This window comes from Pseudescherichia vulneris NBRC 102420, assembly GCF_000759795.1.
Taxonomy (GTDB): Bacteria; Pseudomonadota; Gammaproteobacteria; order Enterobacterales; family Enterobacteriaceae; genus Pseudescherichia; species Pseudescherichia vulneris.
On the sequence record NZ_BBMZ01000009.1, the window covers coordinates 54975 to 72799 of the forward strand.

A 17825-nucleotide genomic window follows, 5' to 3' on the forward strand; every position below is an offset into this window, starting at 1 on the left:
TCTCTATTTTCCTGTATAGCGCACGGCGTTCACGAAGGCCGCAAAAGCGGGCGACGTGTCGCTACGGTTAGGGTAGTAGAGGTGAAATCCGGAAAAGTAGGGGCACCAGTCGACCAAAACCTCCTGAAGCTGCCCGCTTTCAATATAGGGCTTCGCCATAAAGTCGGGCAGGCAGGCCAGGCCTATGCCATCCAGCGCACCGTTAAGAATATGAATATTGCTGTTAACCGTTAGCTGGCCGTTAACCTTAACGCTCATGCTGCGGCCCGCTTTCTCAAACTCCCAGGCGTACACGCTCCCGCCGATGGAGTGGCGGATATTGATACACTGATGCTGGGTCAGCTCTTGCGGATGAACGGGCACGGGACGCTCGGCAAAATAGGCCGGGGCGGCAACCACCGAGAGACGCCAGTCGGGGCCGAGCCGGACGGCGATCATATCCTGACTGATGGACTCACCCAGCCGGATCCCGGCATCGAAGCGCTGCTCAACAATATTGGTAAACCCGTAATCGATGGCAATTTCGACGTTAACCTCGGGATACGCTTTGAAAAACGCGGGCAATGCTGGGCGGAGAAGTTGTTCTGCGGCGTCATCGGAGCAGGTGATCCTGATCGTCCCGGCAGGTTTGTCCCGCAGTTCGCCAATCTTATCAATTTCGGCGTTGATCTGCTCAAACAGCGGGCCTACCGACTGCATCAGACGCTCTCCCGCCTCGGTGGGAGCAACGTTACGGGTGGTTCGCGTCAGCAGCCTTACACCCAGACGCGCTTCAAGATTTTTTAAGGTGTGGCTTAGGGCCGACGGGCTGACGCGAAGGCGTGCCGCCGCCCGGGTAAAGCTCTTCTCTTTCGCCACCGCCAGGAAGGCCTGAATGTCATTCATCCTATTATCCATCGTTATTGCTGAGCACAATTCACAAGTACATAAAAATTACCCTATCTAATTAAAAGACACTAGCTGATTTAGGATCGCTATCTCATTCAACGCAGGAAATGAATATGGTCCATCAGCAGCAAAATCATGCTCACACGCCGCCCGCGTGGGGCGCTATCTTCTCTATGGCTCTGGGCGTGGTCGTCCTGATTGCTTCCGAGTTTATGCCGGTAAGCCTGCTTACCCCCATTGCCCAGGATCTCACCCTGAGCCAGGGCCAGGCGGGGCAGGCGATTTCGGTCTCGGGACTGTTTGCCGTAATAACCAGCCTGCTTAATACGCCGCTCACCGGCCACCTTGACCGCAAAAAAGTCCTGCTGGCGTTTACGCTGCTGCTAACGCTTTCAGGTCTGATGGTCACGTATGCCGTAAACGGCATGATGTTTATGGCCGGTCGGGCGCTGCTGGGCGTCGCGATCGGTGGATTCTGGTCTATGTCGACCGCCACCGTAATGCGGCTGGTTCCGTCCCACGCAATTGCCAAGGGGCTGGCGTTAATTAACGGCGGCAACGCGCTGGCGGCGACGGTGGCTGCTCCGCTGGGAAGTTTCCTCGGACAGTATATCGGCTGGCGCGGCTCTTTTTTTGTCGTGGTGCCGCTGGCGGTGATGGCGTTTATCTGGCAGTGGCGAAGCATCCCCGCGATGCCGGGCACTCAAAAACAGGCTGGCTCCGGGAATCCTTTTGCGCTGCTGCGTGTTCCGCAGGTTGCGCTCGGCATGACCGGGATCGTGTTTCTGTTTATGGGTCAGTTTGCGATCTTTACCTATCTCCGCCCTTTCCTGGAGGAGGTCACTCGGGTCTCGGTGACGCAACTGTCGCTGACGCTGCTGGCGCTAGGACTGTTCGGGCTGGTGGGAACCTGGGCTATTGGGCATCTGCTGCAGACCCGCCTGTACGCCTGGCTGATATCGATCCCGCTGATGATGGCGCTGCTGGCTGGATTGCTGATTGTGTTGGGAAGCGCGTTTCCGGCAGCGGTGACGCTGCTTGCGCTCTGGGGGCTGATTGCCACGCCGGCACCGGTAGCATGGGGATTATGGCTGAGCCGCGCCGTGCCGGAGAACGCAGAGGCGGGCGGGGGCCTAATGGTGGCGGTGATCCAGCTGGCGATTACCCTGGGAGCGGGCATTGGCGGCGTACTGTTTGACGCCGTTGGCTGGTGGAGCCCGTTTGCCTTCGGCCTGCTGCTGCTGATCTGCTCGGCCATCGCTGCATGGCTGGCATATCGGGAAAAAAAAGGGTGCGTTGAGGTCAAACCCGATCTGGCAGTTGCGGGGATTGCTCCCCGCATGAAAGCTACTTCTTCGATTCGTAAGCGAGAACAGCTTTAAACTCCATACTACGCTGCTTAAAGCTCAGCTCACAAAGCGAGCCGCGCACCATCAGCGTAAATCCCAGTGCCGTACCGCATAGCACTATGATTGCCACAAGGGCATATTTCGTCGGCATGTTATTGCCTCCATGCAAAGAAGGGGCTAACATCCAAATTGTTGGGTTTGGTCGTTAGCCTCAGGTTGATAGAAATATCTCCTGGGGCTTTCAACTTTCTGGACTCCCGACATGCCTGAAGCCACAAAAAGCCTCAAGCACCCAACGGCATTCTAACGGCGGGTGGCACAGTGGGTATAACAGCGTAAGGGATTTGCGGCGCGGCTCGGAATAAACAGGGCGGGAAGGGGTAATACCCCCCTCTGCCGCAGCAGAAGGGGAACATGCTTAGGCGGTAACGATGCTGTCGATAGCCGCTTTCGCGTCGGCCTGGGCTTTGGTCGCCACTTCCGGGCCGTAGGCAATGCCTTCGGCGAACACGAAGTTCACGTCGGTGATGCCGATGAAGCCCAGGAACAGCTTCAGGTACGGAGCGATCAGGTCGGACGGGGTATCTTTATGGATACCGCCACGGCTGGAGAGCACAACCGCACGTTTGCCCGTCACCAGGCCTTCCGGACCGTTTTCGGTGTAGCGGAAGGTCACGCCTGCACGGGCCACCAGGTCAAAGTAGTTCTTCAGCTGGGTCGGGATGTTGAAGTTATACATCGGGGCCGCCAGCACAATCACGTCATGCGCTTTCAGCTCGGCAATCAGCTCATCGGAGAGGGCCAGCGCTTCCTGCTGACGCGGGGTCAGCGGCGCATCGCTTGGGCGCAGTGCGCCAACCAGCTCACCGTCCAGTACCGGGATGGGGTTAGCCGCCAGGTCACGCACGGTGATCTCATCCGCGCCGTTTTTCTCACGCCACTGATCGACCAGATAGTCAGCCAGCTGACCAGACTGTGAGTACCCTGCCAGAATACTGGATTTAAGAACTAATACTTTGCTCATGGGTGTTTCCTTTGTTGTATTTGATGAGGTTCGCCCCCAAATAATTGCTTGTCACTTTATTCACAAATCAGCAGCTTGAATAGCGCAATATATCGAAGCCCACATTCGAATTTTTTGAATAAGTCAAAGCGAGAACGGATGTGGTACTCTACAGTTAACGTAAAAGCGAGATTCTTCCGGCAGCCTATTGCCCGATAACACTATGACAGAACAACAGAAATTGTCCTTCGCCGACCTCCATAATCACCTCGATAACCTCATGCTCCGCGATCGGCAGCGCTTCGCCCGGCGTCTGCATGGGGTGAAGAAGGTTAAAAATCCTGACGCTCAGCAGGCCATCCTGCAAGAGATGGCGCAGGCGATCGCTCAGGCCGCGACCGTCGTTGAGCGGCGTGCGGCGTCGCGTCCGGAGATTAGCTATCCGGAGAGTCTGCCGGTCAGCCAGAAGAAGCAGGACATTCTGGAGGCAATTCGCGATAACCAGGTGACGATCGTTGCCGGGGAGACCGGCTCGGGTAAAACCACCCAGCTGCCAAAAATCTGTATGGAGCTGGGGCGGGGCGTGAAAGGCCTGATCGGCCATACCCAGCCGCGACGTCTGGCGGCGCGAACCGTGGCGAACCGTATTGCCGAGGAGCTGAAAAGCGAGCCGGGCGGCGCGATTGGCTATAAGGTGCGCTTTAGCGATCACGTTAGCGAGAACACCATGGTCAAGCTGATGACCGACGGTATTCTGCTGGCGGAGATCCAGCAGGATCGCCTGCTGATGCAGTACGACACCATCATCATCGATGAGGCACACGAGCGCAGCCTGAACATCGATTTTCTGCTGGGCTACTTTAAAGAGCTGCTGCCAAAGCGCCCGGATCTGAAGATCATCATCACCTCGGCGACCATCGATCCAGAGCGTTTCTCACGTCACTTTAACAACGCGCCGATTATCGAAGTTTCGGGCCGTACGTTCCCGGTGGAGGTGCGCTATCGCCCCATCGTCGAAGAGGCGGATGATACCGAGCGCGATCAGCTCCAGGCAATTTTCGATGCGGTAGACGAGCTGGGACGCGAAAGTCCCGGCGATATCCTGATCTTTATGAGCGGCGAGCGCGAAATTCGCGATACCGCCGACGCGTTGAACAAGCTTAATCTGCGCCATACCGAGGTGCTGCCGCTCTATGCGCGCCTGTCGAACAGTGAGCAGAACCGCGTCTTCCAGCCTCACGGTGGGCGACGCATTGTGCTGGCCACCAACGTGGCGGAAACCTCGCTTACCGTACCGGGCATTAAGTATGTGATCGATCCGGGCACGGCGCGTATTAGCCGCTATAGCTACCGCACCAAGGTGCAGCGTCTGCCGATTGAGCCGGTTTCTCAGGCATCGGCCAACCAGCGTAAGGGCCGCTGCGGTCGCGTATCCGAAGGGATCTGTATTCGCCTCTACTCCGAGGACGACTTCCTCTCGCGGCCGGAGTTTACCGACCCGGAGATCCTGCGCACCAACCTCGCGTCGGTGATTTTGCAGATGACCTCGCTCGGACTGGGCGACATTGCGGCGTTCCCGTTTGTGGAAGCGCCGGACCGACGCAACATTCAGGATGGCGTGCGTCTGCTGGAGGAGCTGGGCGCCATCACTACCGATGAGAGCCAGACCGCCTACAAGCTCACCGCTCAGGGGCGTCAGCTGTCGCAGCTGCCGGTGGATCCGCGTCTCGCCCGGATGGTGCTGGAGGCGCAGAAGCTGGGCTGTGTGCGTGAGGCGATGATCATCACCTCCGCGCTCTCCATTCAGGATCCGCGCGAGCGGCCGATGGACAAGCAGCAGGCGTCCGATGAAAAACATCGCCGCTTCCATGACAAAGAGTCTGACTTCCTCGCCTTTGTGAACCTGTGGAACTACCTTGGCGAGCAGCAGAAAGCGCTGTCGTCGAATCAGTTCCGTCGTCTGTGCCGTACCGACTACCTCAACTACCTGCGGGTACGCGAGTGGCAGGATATCTATACCCAGCTGCGCCAGGTGGTGAAAGAGCTGGGCATTGCAGTTAATAGCGAGCCGGCAGAGTACCGCGAGATCCATATCGCGCTGCTCACCGGCCTGCTGTCGCATATCGGCATGAAGGATGCCGACAAACAGGAATTTACCGGCGCGCGTAACGCCCGGTTCTCCATCTTCCCCGGCTCTGGGCTGTTTAAAAAGCCGCCAAAGTGGACGATGGTTGCCGAGTTGGTCGAGACCAGCCGCCTGTGGGGGCGCATCGCCGCACGTATCGATCCCGAGTGGGTCGAGCCGGTGGCCCAGCATCTGCTTAAGCGCTCGTACAGCGAGCCGCACTGGGAGCGGGCCCAGGGCGCGGTGATGGCAACGGAGAAGGTCACCGTCTACGGCCTGCCGGTGGTGGCCGCGCGCAAGGTCAACTACAGCCAGATCGATCCGGCGCTCAGCCGCGAGCTGTTTATCCGTCATGCGCTGGTGGAGGGCGACTGGCAGACCCGGCACGCTTTCTTCCGTGAGAACCTGAAGCTGCGCACCGAGATCGAAGAGCTGGAGCATAAGTCGCGCCGCCGTGACATTCTGGTGGATGACGACACGCTGTTTGAGTTTTACGATCAGCGCATTAGCGTCGATGCCGTTTCTGCCCGCCACTTTGACAGCTGGTGGAAAAAGGCCAGCCGCGAGACGCCGGATCTGCTCAACTTTGAAAAGAGCATGCTGATAAAAGAGGGCGCGGAGCAGGTCAGCAAGCTGGACTATCCCAACTTCTGGCATCAGGGCAACCTGAAGCTGCGTCTGAGCTACCAGTTTGAACCGGGTGCGGACGCCGACGGCGTGACGGTGCATATTCCGCTGCCGCTGCTCAACCAGGTAGAGGAGAGCGGCTTTGAGTGGCAGATCCCCGGCCTGCGTCGGGAGCTAATTATCGCCCTGATCAAGTCGCTGCCGAAACCGATCCGACGTAACTTTGTGCCCGCGCCTAACTACGCCGAGGCGTTTCTGGGCCGCGTCACGCCGCTTGAGCTGCCGCTGCTGGATGCCCTGGAGCGCGAGCTGCGTCGCATGACCGGCGTCACCGTCGATCGCGACGCGTGGCAGTGGGAGCAGGTGCCTGACCATCTGAAGATCAGCTTCCGCGTGGTAGATGATAAAAACCGCAAGCTGCAAGAGGGGCGTGACCTGACGGCGCTGAAGGAGAGCCTGAAGGGCAAAGTGCAGGAGACGCTGTCGGCGGTAGCCGATGACGGCATCGAGCAGAGCGGGCTGCATATCTGGAGCTTCGGCACCCTCGCCCAGAGCTATGAGCAGAAGCGTGGCAACTATAAGGTGAAGGCCTGGCCAGCGCTGGTGGACGAGCGCGACAGCGTGGCGATCAAGCTGTTTGATAACCCGCTGGAGCAGGAGCAGGCCATGTGGCGCGGCCTGCGTCGATTGCTTTTGCTGAATATTCCGTCACCGATTAAGTATCTGCACGAGAAGCTGCCCAACAAAGCCAAGCTGGGGCTCTACTTTAACCCCTACGGCAAAGTGCTGGACCTGATCGACGACTGTATCGCCTGCGGGGTGGATAAGCTGATCCACGAGGCCGGAGGCCCGGTGTGGACGGAAGAGGGCTTCGCGGCGCTGCATGAGAAGGTGCGCGCCGAGCTGAACGAGACGGTGGTGGAGATCGCTAAACAGGTAGAGCAGATCCTGACTGCGGTGTTCAATATCAACAAGCGTCTGAAAGGGCGCGTGGATATGACCATGGCGCTGGGGCTGTCGGACGTAAAAGCGCAGATGTCGGGGCTGGTCTATCGCGGCTTTGTTACCGGCAACGGTTTTACCCGCCTGGGCGATACCCTGCGCTATCTGCAGGCCATCGAAAAACGGCTGGAGAAGCTGGCGGTGGATCCTCACCGCGATCGCGCTCAGATGCTGAAGGTGGAGCAGGTACAGCAGGCGTGGCAACAGTGGTTGAACAAGCTGCCGCCTGCCCGCCGCAACGATGATGACGTGCAGGCGATCCGCTGGATGATCGAGGAGCTGCGGGTGAGCTTCTTTGCTCAGCAGTTAGGTACCCCGTACCCCATTTCAGACAAGCGTATCTTACAGGCCATGGAGCAGATTTCCGGCTAACAGCGTGCCCGGTAGCGCTTTGCTTACCGGGCCTATGATTTAGGGTTGACCTGCCCAGCCCCCGCCTAAAGCCCGATAAAGGTCGATCTGCGCCAGCAGCACGTTGTTCTTCACCTGCACCACGTTGAGCTGCGCCGAGAAGAGGGTGCGCTGGGCGTCCAGCACGTCCAGATAGGAAGAGTAGCCATTCTGGTAACGATTCTGCGCGATGCGCAGCGTTTCGTCTGCCACCTCCACCTGGGCCTGTAGCTCGACCAGCTGCTCCTGCAAGCGGGCAATGGCGTCGAGACTGTCGTTGACCTCTTTAAAGGCGTTGCGCACCGTACGCTCATAGCCATAGAGCGCCTGATTGCGCTGGGACTGGGAGACATCCACCTGCGCATTCAGCGCCTGGCGGTTGAGCAGCGGGGCAAGAATGCTGCCGCCGACGCTCCACAGCCGCAGCGGATTATCGAGTAGCCCCGCCAGAGTATCATCCTGCACCGATCCCCCCGCCGTCAGGTTCAGAGACGGCAATAGCTGTGCCTGCGAAACGGCGAGGCTGGCATCGGCAGCGATCAGCTCCCGCTGCGCCTGGACGATATCCGGCCGACGGTTGAGCAGCGAGGAGGGAAGCTGGCCGGGAATGCGTAGCGGGGTCAGTTTATCAAACTCGTCGCTGCGGCGGATGCCGCCGGGGTTATCGCCAATCAGTACGCTCAGGGCGTTCTCCTGCTCGGTAATCTGATGCTGGATCTGCGGGATCTGCGCCCGGGTAGCACGTAGCTCGGAGTCCGACTGCATCAGTTCCAGCCGCGAGCTATAGCCCGCCTCGTACTGCCGCTGGGCGAGGGTGAACGCCTCTTCACGCGCTTTCAACGTTGACTGGGTGACGCGCAGCTGTTCATCAAGCGAAAGCAGCGTCACGTAGCCCGTTGCCACCGACGACGCCACGGTCAGGTTCGCCGCGGCGGCGGCGGCCTGCTGGGCTTCCAGTGAGGCCTGGGCGGCTCTGGCGGTGCTGCGGTTGGCTCCCCACAGATCCACATCGTAGCTGGCAGAGAGATTGCCCCGATAAAGCGTACTGTAGGCTGGCAGACCTGTCGCCGCAGACTGCGTTCGCGCTCGCGTGCCGCTGAGGCCCGCATCCAGCGTCGGGAACAGGCTACCCTCGGCGGCGTACACCCGCGCCTGATACTCATTGACCCGCTCGCGGGCGATCAGGATATCGCTGTTATAGCGCAGGGCCTGGTCTACGTACTGGTTGAGCTGGCTGTCGTGGAAATTCCGCCACCAGACCGCCTCGGCCTGGCTGGTCGGCCCGACGGTGCTGCGCCACTGGGCGGGGATCTTCAGGCTGGGCTTGGCGGGCTGGACGTCAACTGACTGACAGGCCGCAAGGGCAACGCAAAGCGCCAGCAGCGCGGGGCGAAACGGTCTCATTTCGCCTCCCGGGTATCAATATGCACCTGCACCGACATGCCAGGACGCAGACGCGCGATCTGCTCTGCATTTCCCTCTACCGCAATACGGACCGGAATACGCTGGGCAATCTTCACAAAGTTACCAGTAGCGTTATCCGGCGAAATAGCGCTGAACTCAACCCCGGTTGCCGGGGAGATAGATTCTACACGACCGGAGAAGGCCTGATTGTTCAGCGCATCCACGGTAAAGCGCACGGGCAGGCCGATGTGAACATTGGCAAGCTGCGTCTCTTTCAGGTTAGCGATAATCCAGCGCTGGGAAGGCACCAGCGAGGTCAGGTGCGTGCCCGCCGTGACGTAGGCACCAAGACGCACCGCCATCTGTCCCAGTTGTCCGTCACGCGGAGCAACGATACGGGTGTTTTGTAGATCGATCTGCGCCAGCTCCAGCGCCGCCTTGGCATTCTCCACGTCGGCCTGCAGTGCCGCACGGTTGACTATCACCGTTTGCAGATCCTGGCGTGACGTCTCAAGGGTAGCCCGGGCCTGCGCAATATCGGCGCTGCCCTGAGCCGCGCTGGCTAACGCCGCGTCGCGCTCACGAATCGATAGCGAACCATCTGCCGTAAGATTTTTCACCCGGCGTAAATCCGCCTGCGACTTCTGGTTCTGCGCCTGGGCATTTTGCAGCGCCGCTTCGTTACGCTTGATCACCGCCTCGGCGCTTTTGCGCTGTTGCAGGTTGTTATTGAGCGCGGCTACCTTCATCGCCAGCTGGGCCTCGGCCTGATGCACCCGCTGCTTGTAGATGCGATCGTCAATCTGCACCAGCAGATCGCCGCGCTTTACCACGGCAAAATCCTGCACCTTCACCTCGGTGATATAGCCATTAACCTGCGGACTGATAAAGGTGGTCTGGCCGCGCACGTAGGCGTTATCGGTAAACTGGGTATGGCGGGTAAACGGCGGTAACTGCCAGGCGTAGAGGATCACCAGTACGCCCACAATGCCAATGGCGGCGGCGGCAAAAATCGAAACCACCCGCAGGTTGCTGCGAGTATGTGCCTGCTCTTTAGCGGCATCCTGCTGACTCATAACCACTCCTGTTGTAACACTGCTCTCATTAATGCGCTTCCAATTCTATTTCGGGGTGTTCACTGCTTTTTTTAGCGCCAGGCGGGCGGTAATACGCAGCCGCAGCAGTCGCCATAGGATCCACAGCAGGGTGGCGGCGGCAACGGTCGCGGTCAGCATATAAGTATCGTTATAAGCGAGAATATTTGCTTCGATAGAGCTGACGCTTTGTAGCTGGGCGATAGCCTGAGCGTTGAGTAGCGTGCTGTCGCCAATCAGATTTTGGTACAGCCGGGTATAGAGCTGAATGCGCTCGGTCACCAGCGGATCGAGGGAGGTAAGCTGATCCGCCAGCAGGCTGGAGTGATACTTCTCCCGCCACACCTGGAAGGTGCCCAGCACCGCCGAGCCCAGCAGGCCGCCGAGGTTTTGGCTCATACCAAACAGCACCGAGAAGCTCACCAGGTTACGCGGCTCGGTGACCACGCTGCCGATGCCCGCCAGCATCGCCGGGGCAAGGAAAAAGGCGCTGCCGAAGCCTAGCAGGAACTGGCTCACCATAAACTGGTTGGCTCGAGTCAGGCTCGTTGACTGGCTATCGAGCAGGGAAGCCACGATCATCACCGCCAGCGAGGTCACAATGGGCCAGGCCAGACGCTGGGGCTTAATGGTCAGGCAGCTGGCGACGATGCCGCAGACGATGCCGGCAAAAATCGCCCAGGCCAGGTTGGTCATCTGCTCGTTTTGCAGGCCGATATACTGCAGCCAGCCGATGGCACCGCTGTTCTGCTCTGCCAGCACGATGCGGATCAGGATCATAATCAGCCCCAGCCGCACGATGCTGCCGCTGGAGAGCCAGCGGGTATTGAGCAGTGGGTTGCTGCGGTTGTGCTCAAAGACGATGGCGCTAACGATCAACACCAGCGCCCCCGCCAGCGCCCAGCCGAGCCACGGCGTTTCGAACCACCACTCTAGCCGCCCCAGCGACAGTACCGCACAGAGCAGGGCCATGCCGGGGGCAAACAGCATGAAGGTAATAAAGTCCTTCTTCTCAAACACTTTTTTGCGATCGCCCGGCGGCAGCTTAAGCATGATGACGCAGGCAAGGGAGACCAGCGCCAGCCCCAGCTCAAACAGGTACAGCCCGCGCCACTCGTCGGTTTGCAGCAGCTCGGTTGAGAAGAGCCTTGCCATGGGGATCGCCAGCGACGAGCCGGTGATACCAATAGTTAACGCCTTGAGACGGTGGCGGGCAGGCCAGGCCTGAATCTGATAGTAGATCCCCAGCGAGCTCAGGGCCGCCGCCACCATGCCATGCGCGGCCCGCACCATTATCGCCGAACTGAGATCGTTGACGAAAAGGTGAAAAAAGGTCACCAGCACGTAGAGCACCAGGAAACCTTCAGTAAAGGCGCGTAGCCCATACTGCTGGCGGAACTTGACCAGCAGCAGGTTGATCGAGACGTTGGTCATGACGTAGACCGCCGGTAGCCAGGCGATCTCCGTAGACCAGGCAGCAAAGGTTCCCTGCAAATTTTGCAGGTTGGCGGACACCATGGCATTGCCCAGCGCGCCAGTCAGGCAAACCAGCAGGCCCACGATGCCATAGGCAATACGTTTTGGAACGGGGTGAAGCGGCGTTGAGGGGGACCCCAGCAGCATCGGTTTTTCATGCGGAGCCCATTCACGTGGTGCATAGGGATCGCGTTTTGTTAGCTGTTGGTCATCCATAGATTGTTAACATCAAGCGTTCTGCATTAGGTAGTAAGTATACTTGTCATATTGAATATTTAGCAGATTAATCAATAAAGGGAAATCAGCGATTAGGAGAGATCGCCTTTTCTTTACCTCGGGCTTTGTTACCCTGTAACGATATATCCTACAGGAGGTGACGATGTTTATTCCCCGCTTTCCGACTCTGCCAGAAAAGACGCTGGCAGCAGTGAATGCCCTGGGGCGCTGGCTGGCGCAGAATGAGTTCGAGGGTAAGCCGCTCCCTGCGCAGGCCGACTGCATCATTCTGGCCGGTAATGCCGTGATCCCCACCATTGACGCTGCCTGCGAGCTGGCTGCTGTCCATAAGCTACCGCTGGTCATCAGCGGCGGCATCGGCCACTCCACGCCTTTCCTCTACTCGGCCATTGCCCGCCACCCGCGCTATAACAAAGTGCGCACCACCGGGCGTACCGAGGCGGCAATCATTGGTGATATTGCCCGTCAGTTCTGGAAAATTCCACCAGAGAAACTGATCCTCGAGGAGCGGTCAACCAACTGCGGCGAAAACGCACGCTTCTCCCTGGCGCTGCTTCGCGAGCGTGGCGTACCGCTAAAAACGCTGGTTGTTGTGCAGGATCCCACCATGCAGCGTCGAACGATGGCCACCTTTTCCCGCGCGCTGGCGGACAATCACAAAGATGCATTCTGTGTCAGCTACCCTGGCTTTACGCCGATACTCGAAAACGGCAGTCACGGTTTGAGCTTCCAGCCGAAGAGAGAGGGGCTCTGGCCAGTTGAGCGCTATCTGTCGCTGATCCCCGGCGAGCTGGCGCGGTTGCGCGATGACAGCCAGGGTTATGGCCCGAACGGACGCGATTTTATTGTTCACGTTGATATGCCTGATGAGATCGCCCGCGCGGGAGAGATTATTTTTGCGGATGAGACGTTAATCCCCACTCTGCAAGCCCGTTCACTAATATAAAGGGTTGATGTACGGTGCTGTTTATTATGAGTTCACTCACAAATTCGGCCTGTTGCTCTGGGAATTATCCGGTACGCCTGTAGATTTTTAACAACATATTTACTTGTTAAAAACAATACCATTACAGGAGCAGCGCATGACAGCACCCGTACAGCACCCGATGTATATTGATGGTCAGTTTGTCACCTGGCAGGGCGAGGCCTGGATTGACGTCGTCAACCCGGCGACCGAAGCGCTCATCTCGCGCATCCCTGACGGTACGGCAGACGATGCGCGTAAAGCCATCGATGCCGCCGCCCGCGCCCAGCCTGCCTGGGAGGCGCTGCCCGCCATCGAGCGTGCCGGGTGGCTGCGGAAAATCGCAGCGGGCATTCGCGAGCAGGCCAGTGAGATCAGCGCTCTAATTGTTGAAGAGGGCGGTAAGATCCAGCAGCTGGCCGAGGTCGAGGTTGCCTTTACCGCTGATTATATTGAGTACATGGCCGAATGGGCGCGCCGCTACGAGGGTGAGATCCTGCAGAGCGATCGCCCCGGAGAGAACATCCTGGTCTTCAAGCGCGCCTTAGGCGTCACCACCGGCATCCTGCCGTGGAACTTCCCGTTCTTCCTGATTGCCCGCAAGCTGGCTCCGGCCCTGATCACGGGCAATACCATCGTCATTAAGCCGAGCGAGTTTACGCCTAACAACGCCATTGCCTTTGCCAAAATTGTCGACAGCATTGGCCTGCCGCGTGGGGTGTTTAACCTGGTGCTTGGCCGTGGAGAGACCGTCGGTCAGGAGCTGGCGGGTAACCCGAAAGTAGCGATGGTCAGCATGACCGGTAGCGTAGGCGCAGGCGAGAAGATTATGGCGGCGGCGGCGAAAAACATCACCAAGGTGTGCCTGGAGTTGGGGGGCAAAGCGCCTGCCATTGTGATGGACGATGCCGATCTGGAGCTGGCGGTGAAGGCCATCGTCGACTCTCGGGTGATCAATACCGGGCAGGTCTGTAACTGCGCCGAGCGCGTCTATGTCCAGAAGGGCATCTACGATCGCTTCGTTAACCGTTTAGGTGAGGCGATGAACGCCGTTGAGTATGGCGATCCTGCCGCCCGCAACGACATTGCCATGGGGCCGCTGATCAACGCCGCCGCGCTGGCTCGCGTTGAGCAGAAGGTGGCCGGTGCCGTAGAGCAGGGGGCGAAAATCGCGCTCGGTGGGAAAGCGGTAGAGGGCAGTGGCTATTTCTATCCGCCGACGCTGCTGCTGGACGTGCGTCAGGATATGACCATCATGCATGAGGAGACCTTTGGCCCGGTGCTACCGGTAGTGGTCTTTGATACGCTGGAAGAGGCGCTGGAGATGGCTAACGACAGCGACTACGGTCTGACCTCCTCGATCTATACGCAAAACCTTAATACCGCCATGAAAGCGATCAAGGGGCTGAAGTTTGGCGAAACCTACGTCAACCGCGAGAACTTTGAGGCCATGCAGGGGTTCCATGCTGGCTGGCGTAAATCCGGTATTGGCGGCGCTGACGGACGTCATGGCCTGAACGAGTATCTGCAAACGCAGGTGGTCTATCTGCAATCCTGAATGATTCAGCCTGAGAATAATTAATGCAGATTTAATCAAAGCCCGGTATGTTTGCTTTTTTATTGTTTTAGATATGGAAAATCTGATGCTCAGCAAATATTCCGGGTTACAAATAACCATTCACTGGCTGGTATTTTTGCTGGTGGTGGTCGCCTACTGCGCGATGGAGTTTCGCGGGTTTTTCCCCCGTAGCGACCGTCCGCTGATCAATATGGTGCACGTCTCCTGTGGGATCGCCATTCTGGTGCTGATGGTGGCACGTCTGCTGGTACGCCTGAAATATCCCGCTCCGCTGATTACCCCCAAACCAAAAGCGATGATGACCGGGCTGGCGCATCTCGGCCATCTGGTTATCACTCTGCTGTTTATTGCCCTGCCGATCGTTGGCCTGCTGATGATGTGGAATCGCGGTAACAACTGGTTTGCCTTCGGCATCATGATGCCCCACGCCAGCGAAGCAAATTTCGATCTGGTGGATACCCTGAAAAGCTGGCACGTCACCCTGGCAACGCTGGGTTACTACGTGATTGGCCTGCACGCCGCCGCCGCGCTGGCGCATCACTACGTCTGGAAAGACGATACGCTGCGGCGCATGATGCCAGGCAAACGGCGATAAGCGTTATATTCGGGGCAGAAATTATTCTACAGGCTCGATCATTTCCGGCCCCTGATTTTTGATATTACCTACCGCGCGCGTGACCGGGTGCCAGGTGAACATCTCCGCCGGCACCGCGCCATCTTTGGCGATATCCTCCGCCTCCTTGCCGCTAACGTCCTGCCGCATCCACTCCCGGGCGGCCTCCGGCGTCAGCACTAGAGGCCGCCGATCGTGGATATCAACCAGACCTTTATCCGCCGCGGCCGTAACAATCAGGAAGCCTTCATTTTCGTCGCCGCGTTCAAACGGCGCGCTGCCGATGGCCGCCATCAAGATCGGCTGCCCGTCGCGGCGGTGGATAAAGTAGGGCTGTTTTTTATCGCCCTCCTTTTTCCACTCAAACCAGCCGTCGGCAAAGCAGACCGCGCGACCGTGTAGCCATAGCGGCTTGAACATTCTGCTGGTGGCGGCGGTCTCGACGCGGGCGTTGATCAGGGCCGGTTTGTCCCACCAGCCCGGAGCATACCCCCAGTGAACCGCATCCAGCGCCAGCCTGTCGTCGCGTTCGCTCAACAAAAGCACCTTTGTTCCGGGCGCAACGTTGTAACGCCCGATGGGCTCGGGATCGAAAGGGATATCGCGCTCGGCTTCATCAGCAAAGAGCGTCAGGTACTCTTCGCGCGCCTGCGCCTGAGCAAATCGTCCACACATATACGCCTCCAGTTTCGTTACTAAAAGTATAGAGAGGGATGCGGAAGAGGATCGGCTGGTATATAAATAGTCATTATGCCGGACGGCGACTTACCCGACCGTCAATATTAACCCAAGGCCATTGAGGATTGCCCTATGCTGGAGCTAAGACCTAACTGCGAGTGCTGCAATAGCGATCTGCTGCCGGACGCTACCGAGGCGCTGATTTGCTCTTTTGAGTGTACGTTTTGCGCCAGCTGTGCAGAAAAGATGGCGATGCGCTGCCCGAACTGCGGCGGCGAGCTGGTGAAAAGACCGCGCAGGGCGGCAGAGAAGCTCATTAACAACCCCGCCTCAACGACACGGATTTTTAAACCTGAAGGCTGTGCGTAACGTAGGGGGTTAAGAACAGCAGGCCATTACTGCGCCTGCTGATGGATACCTGTTTAATTCAAAGAGGGGATAGATAAAGATTCTAACTTGATAACAAAGTGATTATTAGATCGCTTTATCTCTGCACCCTTACTCCCATACTCGTCGGCAATCTGGAAAAAAGCATCGGTATCAATGTCGAAATCCAGCTCGACCTCCCGGTGTTTACCGGAGTTGAGTAGCTCGTATGCCTGATCAAGATCGTACGCTTTAGCTGTGGCCATCAGACGTCTCCTCTCATAGGTTGCATAACGACCTTAAGTGTACCGGAGTTGCCTATTTTTGCAGCGGAAACCAGAAAATTCTAACGCTCTGTTAAGCTGGATCGCTTCAAAGGCTCATGCCAATCACAGCGTTAACCACTGACGAGCACATAAAAACACTACCAACAATGAGCCAGACGGATTGCTTCAGCCTTGCCGCGAGAAGAAGGAACACTATGGAAGAGATAAAAAAAGGAATGGCAATGATAGTAAATGTGTTCATATCAGCTTCCGTTTGATTTGTCAGCGATTTTAGCAGTAAGAAAACACCAGCTTACCTTTGCTTTTCATCCTTTAATACGCCTGGATAAGGTAGGTTAAGGCATAGCAGACCTATCCACTATTGCCTCACCAAATAGGCGATGATCGGGATCGGAACTCGCATGAAAGCATGATAGCCGCCTTGAGGCGGTTTTTTTATTATCAATGCCGAAGTTTGTCGTAGCACATCACGATGAGGTTATTTCTTGTAAACATGGGACTGCTAACAGATGAAAACAATACTTATCGCGGTAGTGGTTGTTGGACTGATTGGCTGTACGTCTACATCTGAGTCTACTCAACAGGCGAAGATAGCGCCGCAGAAACAAATTCTTGCTCCACAGCTTCTGGTGAAAAAAAGGGACAGTGGCGCGGTGGTGATCAAGCGCGATGGGAGCTTTACAGGTAATTCGTGCTTAAGCCGCGTCTATATTAATGGCAAACCGGTAGCAGATTTAGATACCTCTCAAGAAGTGATCGTCTATCCGACGCCGGGGGAGTATGTCATTAGTACCTTGCCGAAAGACTTCTGTGCGGGGAGCATGAGCGCCCAGTCCGCAGAGGTCGACGCAGGCAGTACACTGACGTTTCGTATCGGATACGCGACAGACGGTGACTTTGGGATCTATCCAGCGACCCATTAATACATTAATTAAAGAAGATTAATCAACCCACATCCCGGTGGGTTGATTATATCAATGCTATATATACTTAAATAACTATTTAATTACGATGGAAGATGTTTTTTTGATGCCATATGGACATTCTTTAAATTGGCATGAGGACGTATTTAAGCATGGGCCTTTAAAATCGGGCGAATTTCCAGGGCAGCAGGTCGTTTTGATAAAATTGGTCCACAGTTCAGAGTTAAAAGGGAAGGCATGAATGATATTGATTTTTCTGAGCCGGCCATTGATTGCAAAACCGATATTACTTGTTGAAATGCAGTGTCCAGAGCGTAAGAAGAAATCACTCCTGTACCACAATATCAATTTTAAGTTCCGGGGTGAGGATACTGCGGCAAAGAAGGTCCCAGTCCCCGGACTGGCCAGCGAGTCGATGATTTTCCATTCCATGTTTTCTCCTTTTGACAACACTGAATCGCAATAATAAAAACGCTTACAGCTGCAAAAACAATAGTCACTGCATGTGACTAAAAATGTAGCAGTTTGAGTTAGGGTGTCAATGGTTTTTGTTATACCTTAAATTTCTTTGAAAAAATATCTTTAATTTATAGTACTTTACAAAGTGATATGGTTTCTTTTGATATAGAACAATTTAGGGTGGGAATATAAGGCGGAGCGAACTTTGATGTGTGCTGCACTTCTATCCCCACGCATCATCTCAGGCTGAACGACAGGTCTGATCGCGCTGCGGAAAATGTTTTTGAACAGATAAGAAATGGATTAAAAAGTGCGCAATTTTGGCAGGTGTTTACGTAGGTAACTAATATCGTTTACATGA

Annotated in this window: 16 protein-coding genes; 7 read left to right on the top strand and 9 right to left on the bottom strand. The window is 56.8% G+C overall.

All coding sequences use genetic code 11. From position 1 onward, the window contains the following. Nucleotides 1-3: 3 nt before the first annotated feature. Nucleotides 4-885 (bottom strand): LysR family transcriptional regulator, encoded by an 882-nt coding sequence (locus tag EV102420_RS08220; RefSeq protein WP_077776507.1) that lies wholly within the window; start codon nucleotides 883-885, stop codon nucleotides 4-6. A gap of 116 nt (nucleotides 886-1001) precedes the next feature. Here EV102420_RS08220 and EV102420_RS08225 point away from each other — a divergent pair, with 116 nt between their 5' ends. Beyond that, the gene (locus EV102420_RS08225) at nucleotides 1002-2270 is read left to right on the top strand and encodes an MFS transporter (protein ID WP_306302599.1); all 1269 of its coding nucleotides are present in this window, start codon (nucleotides 1002-1004) and stop codon (nucleotides 2268-2270) included. Here the strand turns inward: EV102420_RS08225 and EV102420_RS21240 are convergent. Continuing rightward, complete coding sequence (locus EV102420_RS21240; RefSeq protein ID WP_072015212.1) at nucleotides 2236-2388, bottom strand: Hok/Gef family protein; 153 nt, start codon at nucleotides 2386-2388, stop codon at nucleotides 2236-2238. The genes EV102420_RS08225 and EV102420_RS21240 overlap by 35 nt on opposite strands. A gap of 267 nt (nucleotides 2389-2655) precedes the next feature. Next, nucleotides 2656-3261, bottom strand: a complete 606-nt coding sequence (azoR, locus tag EV102420_RS08230; protein ID WP_042390825.1) for an FMN-dependent NADH-azoreductase — start codon at nucleotides 3259-3261, stop codon at nucleotides 2656-2658. A gap of 202 nt (nucleotides 3262-3463) precedes the next feature. On the opposite strand from azoR, the gene hrpA reads away from it, so the two are divergent. Continuing rightward, nucleotides 3464-7366, top strand: a complete 3903-nt coding sequence (gene hrpA / locus EV102420_RS08235) for an ATP-dependent RNA helicase HrpA (RefSeq protein WP_042390827.1) — start codon at nucleotides 3464-3466, stop codon at nucleotides 7364-7366. Between the two features lie 39 nt (nucleotides 7367-7405). Here the strand turns inward: hrpA and EV102420_RS08240 are convergent, their stop codons facing one another. From EV102420_RS08240 to EV102420_RS08250, 3 genes are read right to left on the bottom strand one after another with little or no spacing between them, the layout of a single operon-like run. Then, nucleotides 7406-8788, bottom strand: a complete 1383-nt coding sequence (locus EV102420_RS08240) for an efflux transporter outer membrane subunit (RefSeq protein ID WP_042390829.1) — start codon at nucleotides 8786-8788, stop codon at nucleotides 7406-7408. Continuing rightward, on the bottom strand, nucleotides 8785-9864 hold the full coding sequence (locus tag EV102420_RS08245; protein ID WP_042390832.1) for an HlyD family secretion protein: 1080 nt from the start codon (nucleotides 9862-9864) through the stop codon (nucleotides 8785-8787). The genes EV102420_RS08240 and EV102420_RS08245 overlap by 4 nt, the downstream gene beginning before the upstream one ends. A 45-nt stretch (nucleotides 9865-9909) precedes the next feature. Next, the gene (locus tag EV102420_RS08250; RefSeq protein WP_042390834.1) at nucleotides 9910-11574 is read right to left on the bottom strand and encodes an MFS transporter; all 1665 of its coding nucleotides are present in this window, start codon (nucleotides 11572-11574) and stop codon (nucleotides 9910-9912) included. Between the two features lie 163 nt (nucleotides 11575-11737). Here EV102420_RS08250 and EV102420_RS08255 point away from each other — a divergent pair, with 163 nt between their 5' ends. From EV102420_RS08255 to cybB, 3 genes are all read left to right on the top strand, one after another. Then, nucleotides 11738-12541, top strand: a complete 804-nt coding sequence (locus tag EV102420_RS08255) for a YdcF family protein (protein ID WP_042390836.1) — start codon at nucleotides 11738-11740, stop codon at nucleotides 12539-12541. A 136-nt stretch (nucleotides 12542-12677) separates the two neighbouring features. Continuing rightward, the gene (aldA, locus tag EV102420_RS08260; protein ID WP_042390838.1) at nucleotides 12678-14117 is read left to right on the top strand and encodes an aldehyde dehydrogenase; all 1440 of its coding nucleotides are present in this window, start codon (nucleotides 12678-12680) and stop codon (nucleotides 14115-14117) included. A gap of 85 nt (nucleotides 14118-14202) precedes the next feature. Beyond that, nucleotides 14203-14733 (top strand): cytochrome b561, encoded by a 531-nt coding sequence (gene cybB / locus EV102420_RS08265; protein WP_042390839.1) that lies wholly within the window; start codon nucleotides 14203-14205, stop codon nucleotides 14731-14733. 21 nt (nucleotides 14734-14754) lie between these two features. Here cybB and EV102420_RS08270 read toward each other — a convergent pair whose 3' ends face one another. Beyond that, nucleotides 14755-15426, bottom strand: a complete 672-nt coding sequence (locus tag EV102420_RS08270) for an SOS response-associated peptidase (protein ID WP_042390840.1) — start codon at nucleotides 15424-15426, stop codon at nucleotides 14755-14757. Between the two features lie 135 nt (nucleotides 15427-15561). Here EV102420_RS08270 and EV102420_RS08275 point away from each other — a divergent pair, with 135 nt between their 5' ends. Next, on the top strand, nucleotides 15562-15798 hold the full coding sequence (locus EV102420_RS08275; RefSeq protein WP_042390843.1) for a DUF1272 domain-containing protein: 237 nt from the start codon (nucleotides 15562-15564) through the stop codon (nucleotides 15796-15798). Between the two features lie 53 nt (nucleotides 15799-15851). Here EV102420_RS08275 and EV102420_RS08280 read toward each other — a convergent pair whose 3' ends face one another. After that, nucleotides 15852-16061, bottom strand: a complete 210-nt coding sequence (locus EV102420_RS08280) for a hypothetical protein (protein WP_042390845.1) — start codon at nucleotides 16059-16061, stop codon at nucleotides 15852-15854. 530 nt (nucleotides 16062-16591) lie between these two features. Between EV102420_RS08280 and EV102420_RS08285 the strand changes: the two genes are divergently transcribed. Further along, complete coding sequence (locus EV102420_RS08285; RefSeq protein ID WP_042390847.1) at nucleotides 16592-17005, top strand: hypothetical protein; 414 nt, start codon at nucleotides 16592-16594, stop codon at nucleotides 17003-17005. A gap of 75 nt (nucleotides 17006-17080) precedes the next feature. Here EV102420_RS08285 and EV102420_RS21245 read toward each other — a convergent pair whose 3' ends face one another. Further along, entirely contained in the window at nucleotides 17081-17437 is a 357-nt protein-coding gene (locus tag EV102420_RS21245) for a hypothetical protein (RefSeq protein ID WP_072015213.1), read from the bottom strand. Nucleotides 17438-17825 lie beyond the last annotated feature (388 nt).

Excerpts from the sequence above, each read along its gene's own strand:
- EV102420_RS08220 (WP_077776507.1), bottom strand. The coding sequence starts at position 885 with ATGAATGACATTCAGGCCTTCCTGGCGGTGGCGAAAGAGAAGAGCTTT.
- EV102420_RS08225 (WP_306302599.1), top strand. The coding sequence starts at position 1,002 with ATGGTCCATCAGCAGCAAAATCATGCTCACACGCCGCCCGCGTGGGGC.
- EV102420_RS21240 (WP_072015212.1), bottom strand. The coding sequence starts at position 2,388 with ATGCCGACGAAATATGCCCTTGTGGCAATCATAGTGCTATGCGGTACG.
- azoR (WP_042390825.1), bottom strand. The coding sequence starts at position 3,261 with ATGAGCAAAGTATTAGTTCTTAAATCCAGTATTCTGGCAGGGTACTCA.
- hrpA (WP_042390827.1), top strand. The coding sequence starts at position 3,464 with ATGACAGAACAACAGAAATTGTCCTTCGCCGACCTCCATAATCACCTC.
- EV102420_RS08240 (WP_042390829.1), bottom strand. The coding sequence starts at position 8,788 with ATGAGACCGTTTCGCCCCGCGCTGCTGGCGCTTTGCGTTGCCCTTGCG.
- EV102420_RS08245 (WP_042390832.1), bottom strand. The coding sequence starts at position 9,864 with ATGAGTCAGCAGGATGCCGCTAAAGAGCAGGCACATACTCGCAGCAAC.
- EV102420_RS08250 (WP_042390834.1), bottom strand. The coding sequence starts at position 11,574 with ATGGATGACCAACAGCTAACAAAACGCGATCCCTATGCACCACGTGAA.
- EV102420_RS08255 (WP_042390836.1), top strand. The coding sequence starts at position 11,738 with ATGTTTATTCCCCGCTTTCCGACTCTGCCAGAAAAGACGCTGGCAGCA.
- aldA (WP_042390838.1), top strand. The coding sequence starts at position 12,678 with ATGACAGCACCCGTACAGCACCCGATGTATATTGATGGTCAGTTTGTC.
- cybB (WP_042390839.1), top strand. The coding sequence starts at position 14,203 with ATGCTCAGCAAATATTCCGGGTTACAAATAACCATTCACTGGCTGGTA.
- EV102420_RS08270 (WP_042390840.1), bottom strand. The coding sequence starts at position 15,426 with ATGTGTGGACGATTTGCTCAGGCGCAGGCGCGCGAAGAGTACCTGACG.
- EV102420_RS08275 (WP_042390843.1), top strand. The coding sequence starts at position 15,562 with ATGCTGGAGCTAAGACCTAACTGCGAGTGCTGCAATAGCGATCTGCTG.
- EV102420_RS08280 (WP_042390845.1), bottom strand. The coding sequence starts at position 16,061 with ATGGCCACAGCTAAAGCGTACGATCTTGATCAGGCATACGAGCTACTC.
- EV102420_RS08285 (WP_042390847.1), top strand. The coding sequence starts at position 16,592 with ATGAAAACAATACTTATCGCGGTAGTGGTTGTTGGACTGATTGGCTGT.
- EV102420_RS21245 (WP_072015213.1), bottom strand. The coding sequence starts at position 17,437 with ATGGAATGGAAAATCATCGACTCGCTGGCCAGTCCGGGGACTGGGACC.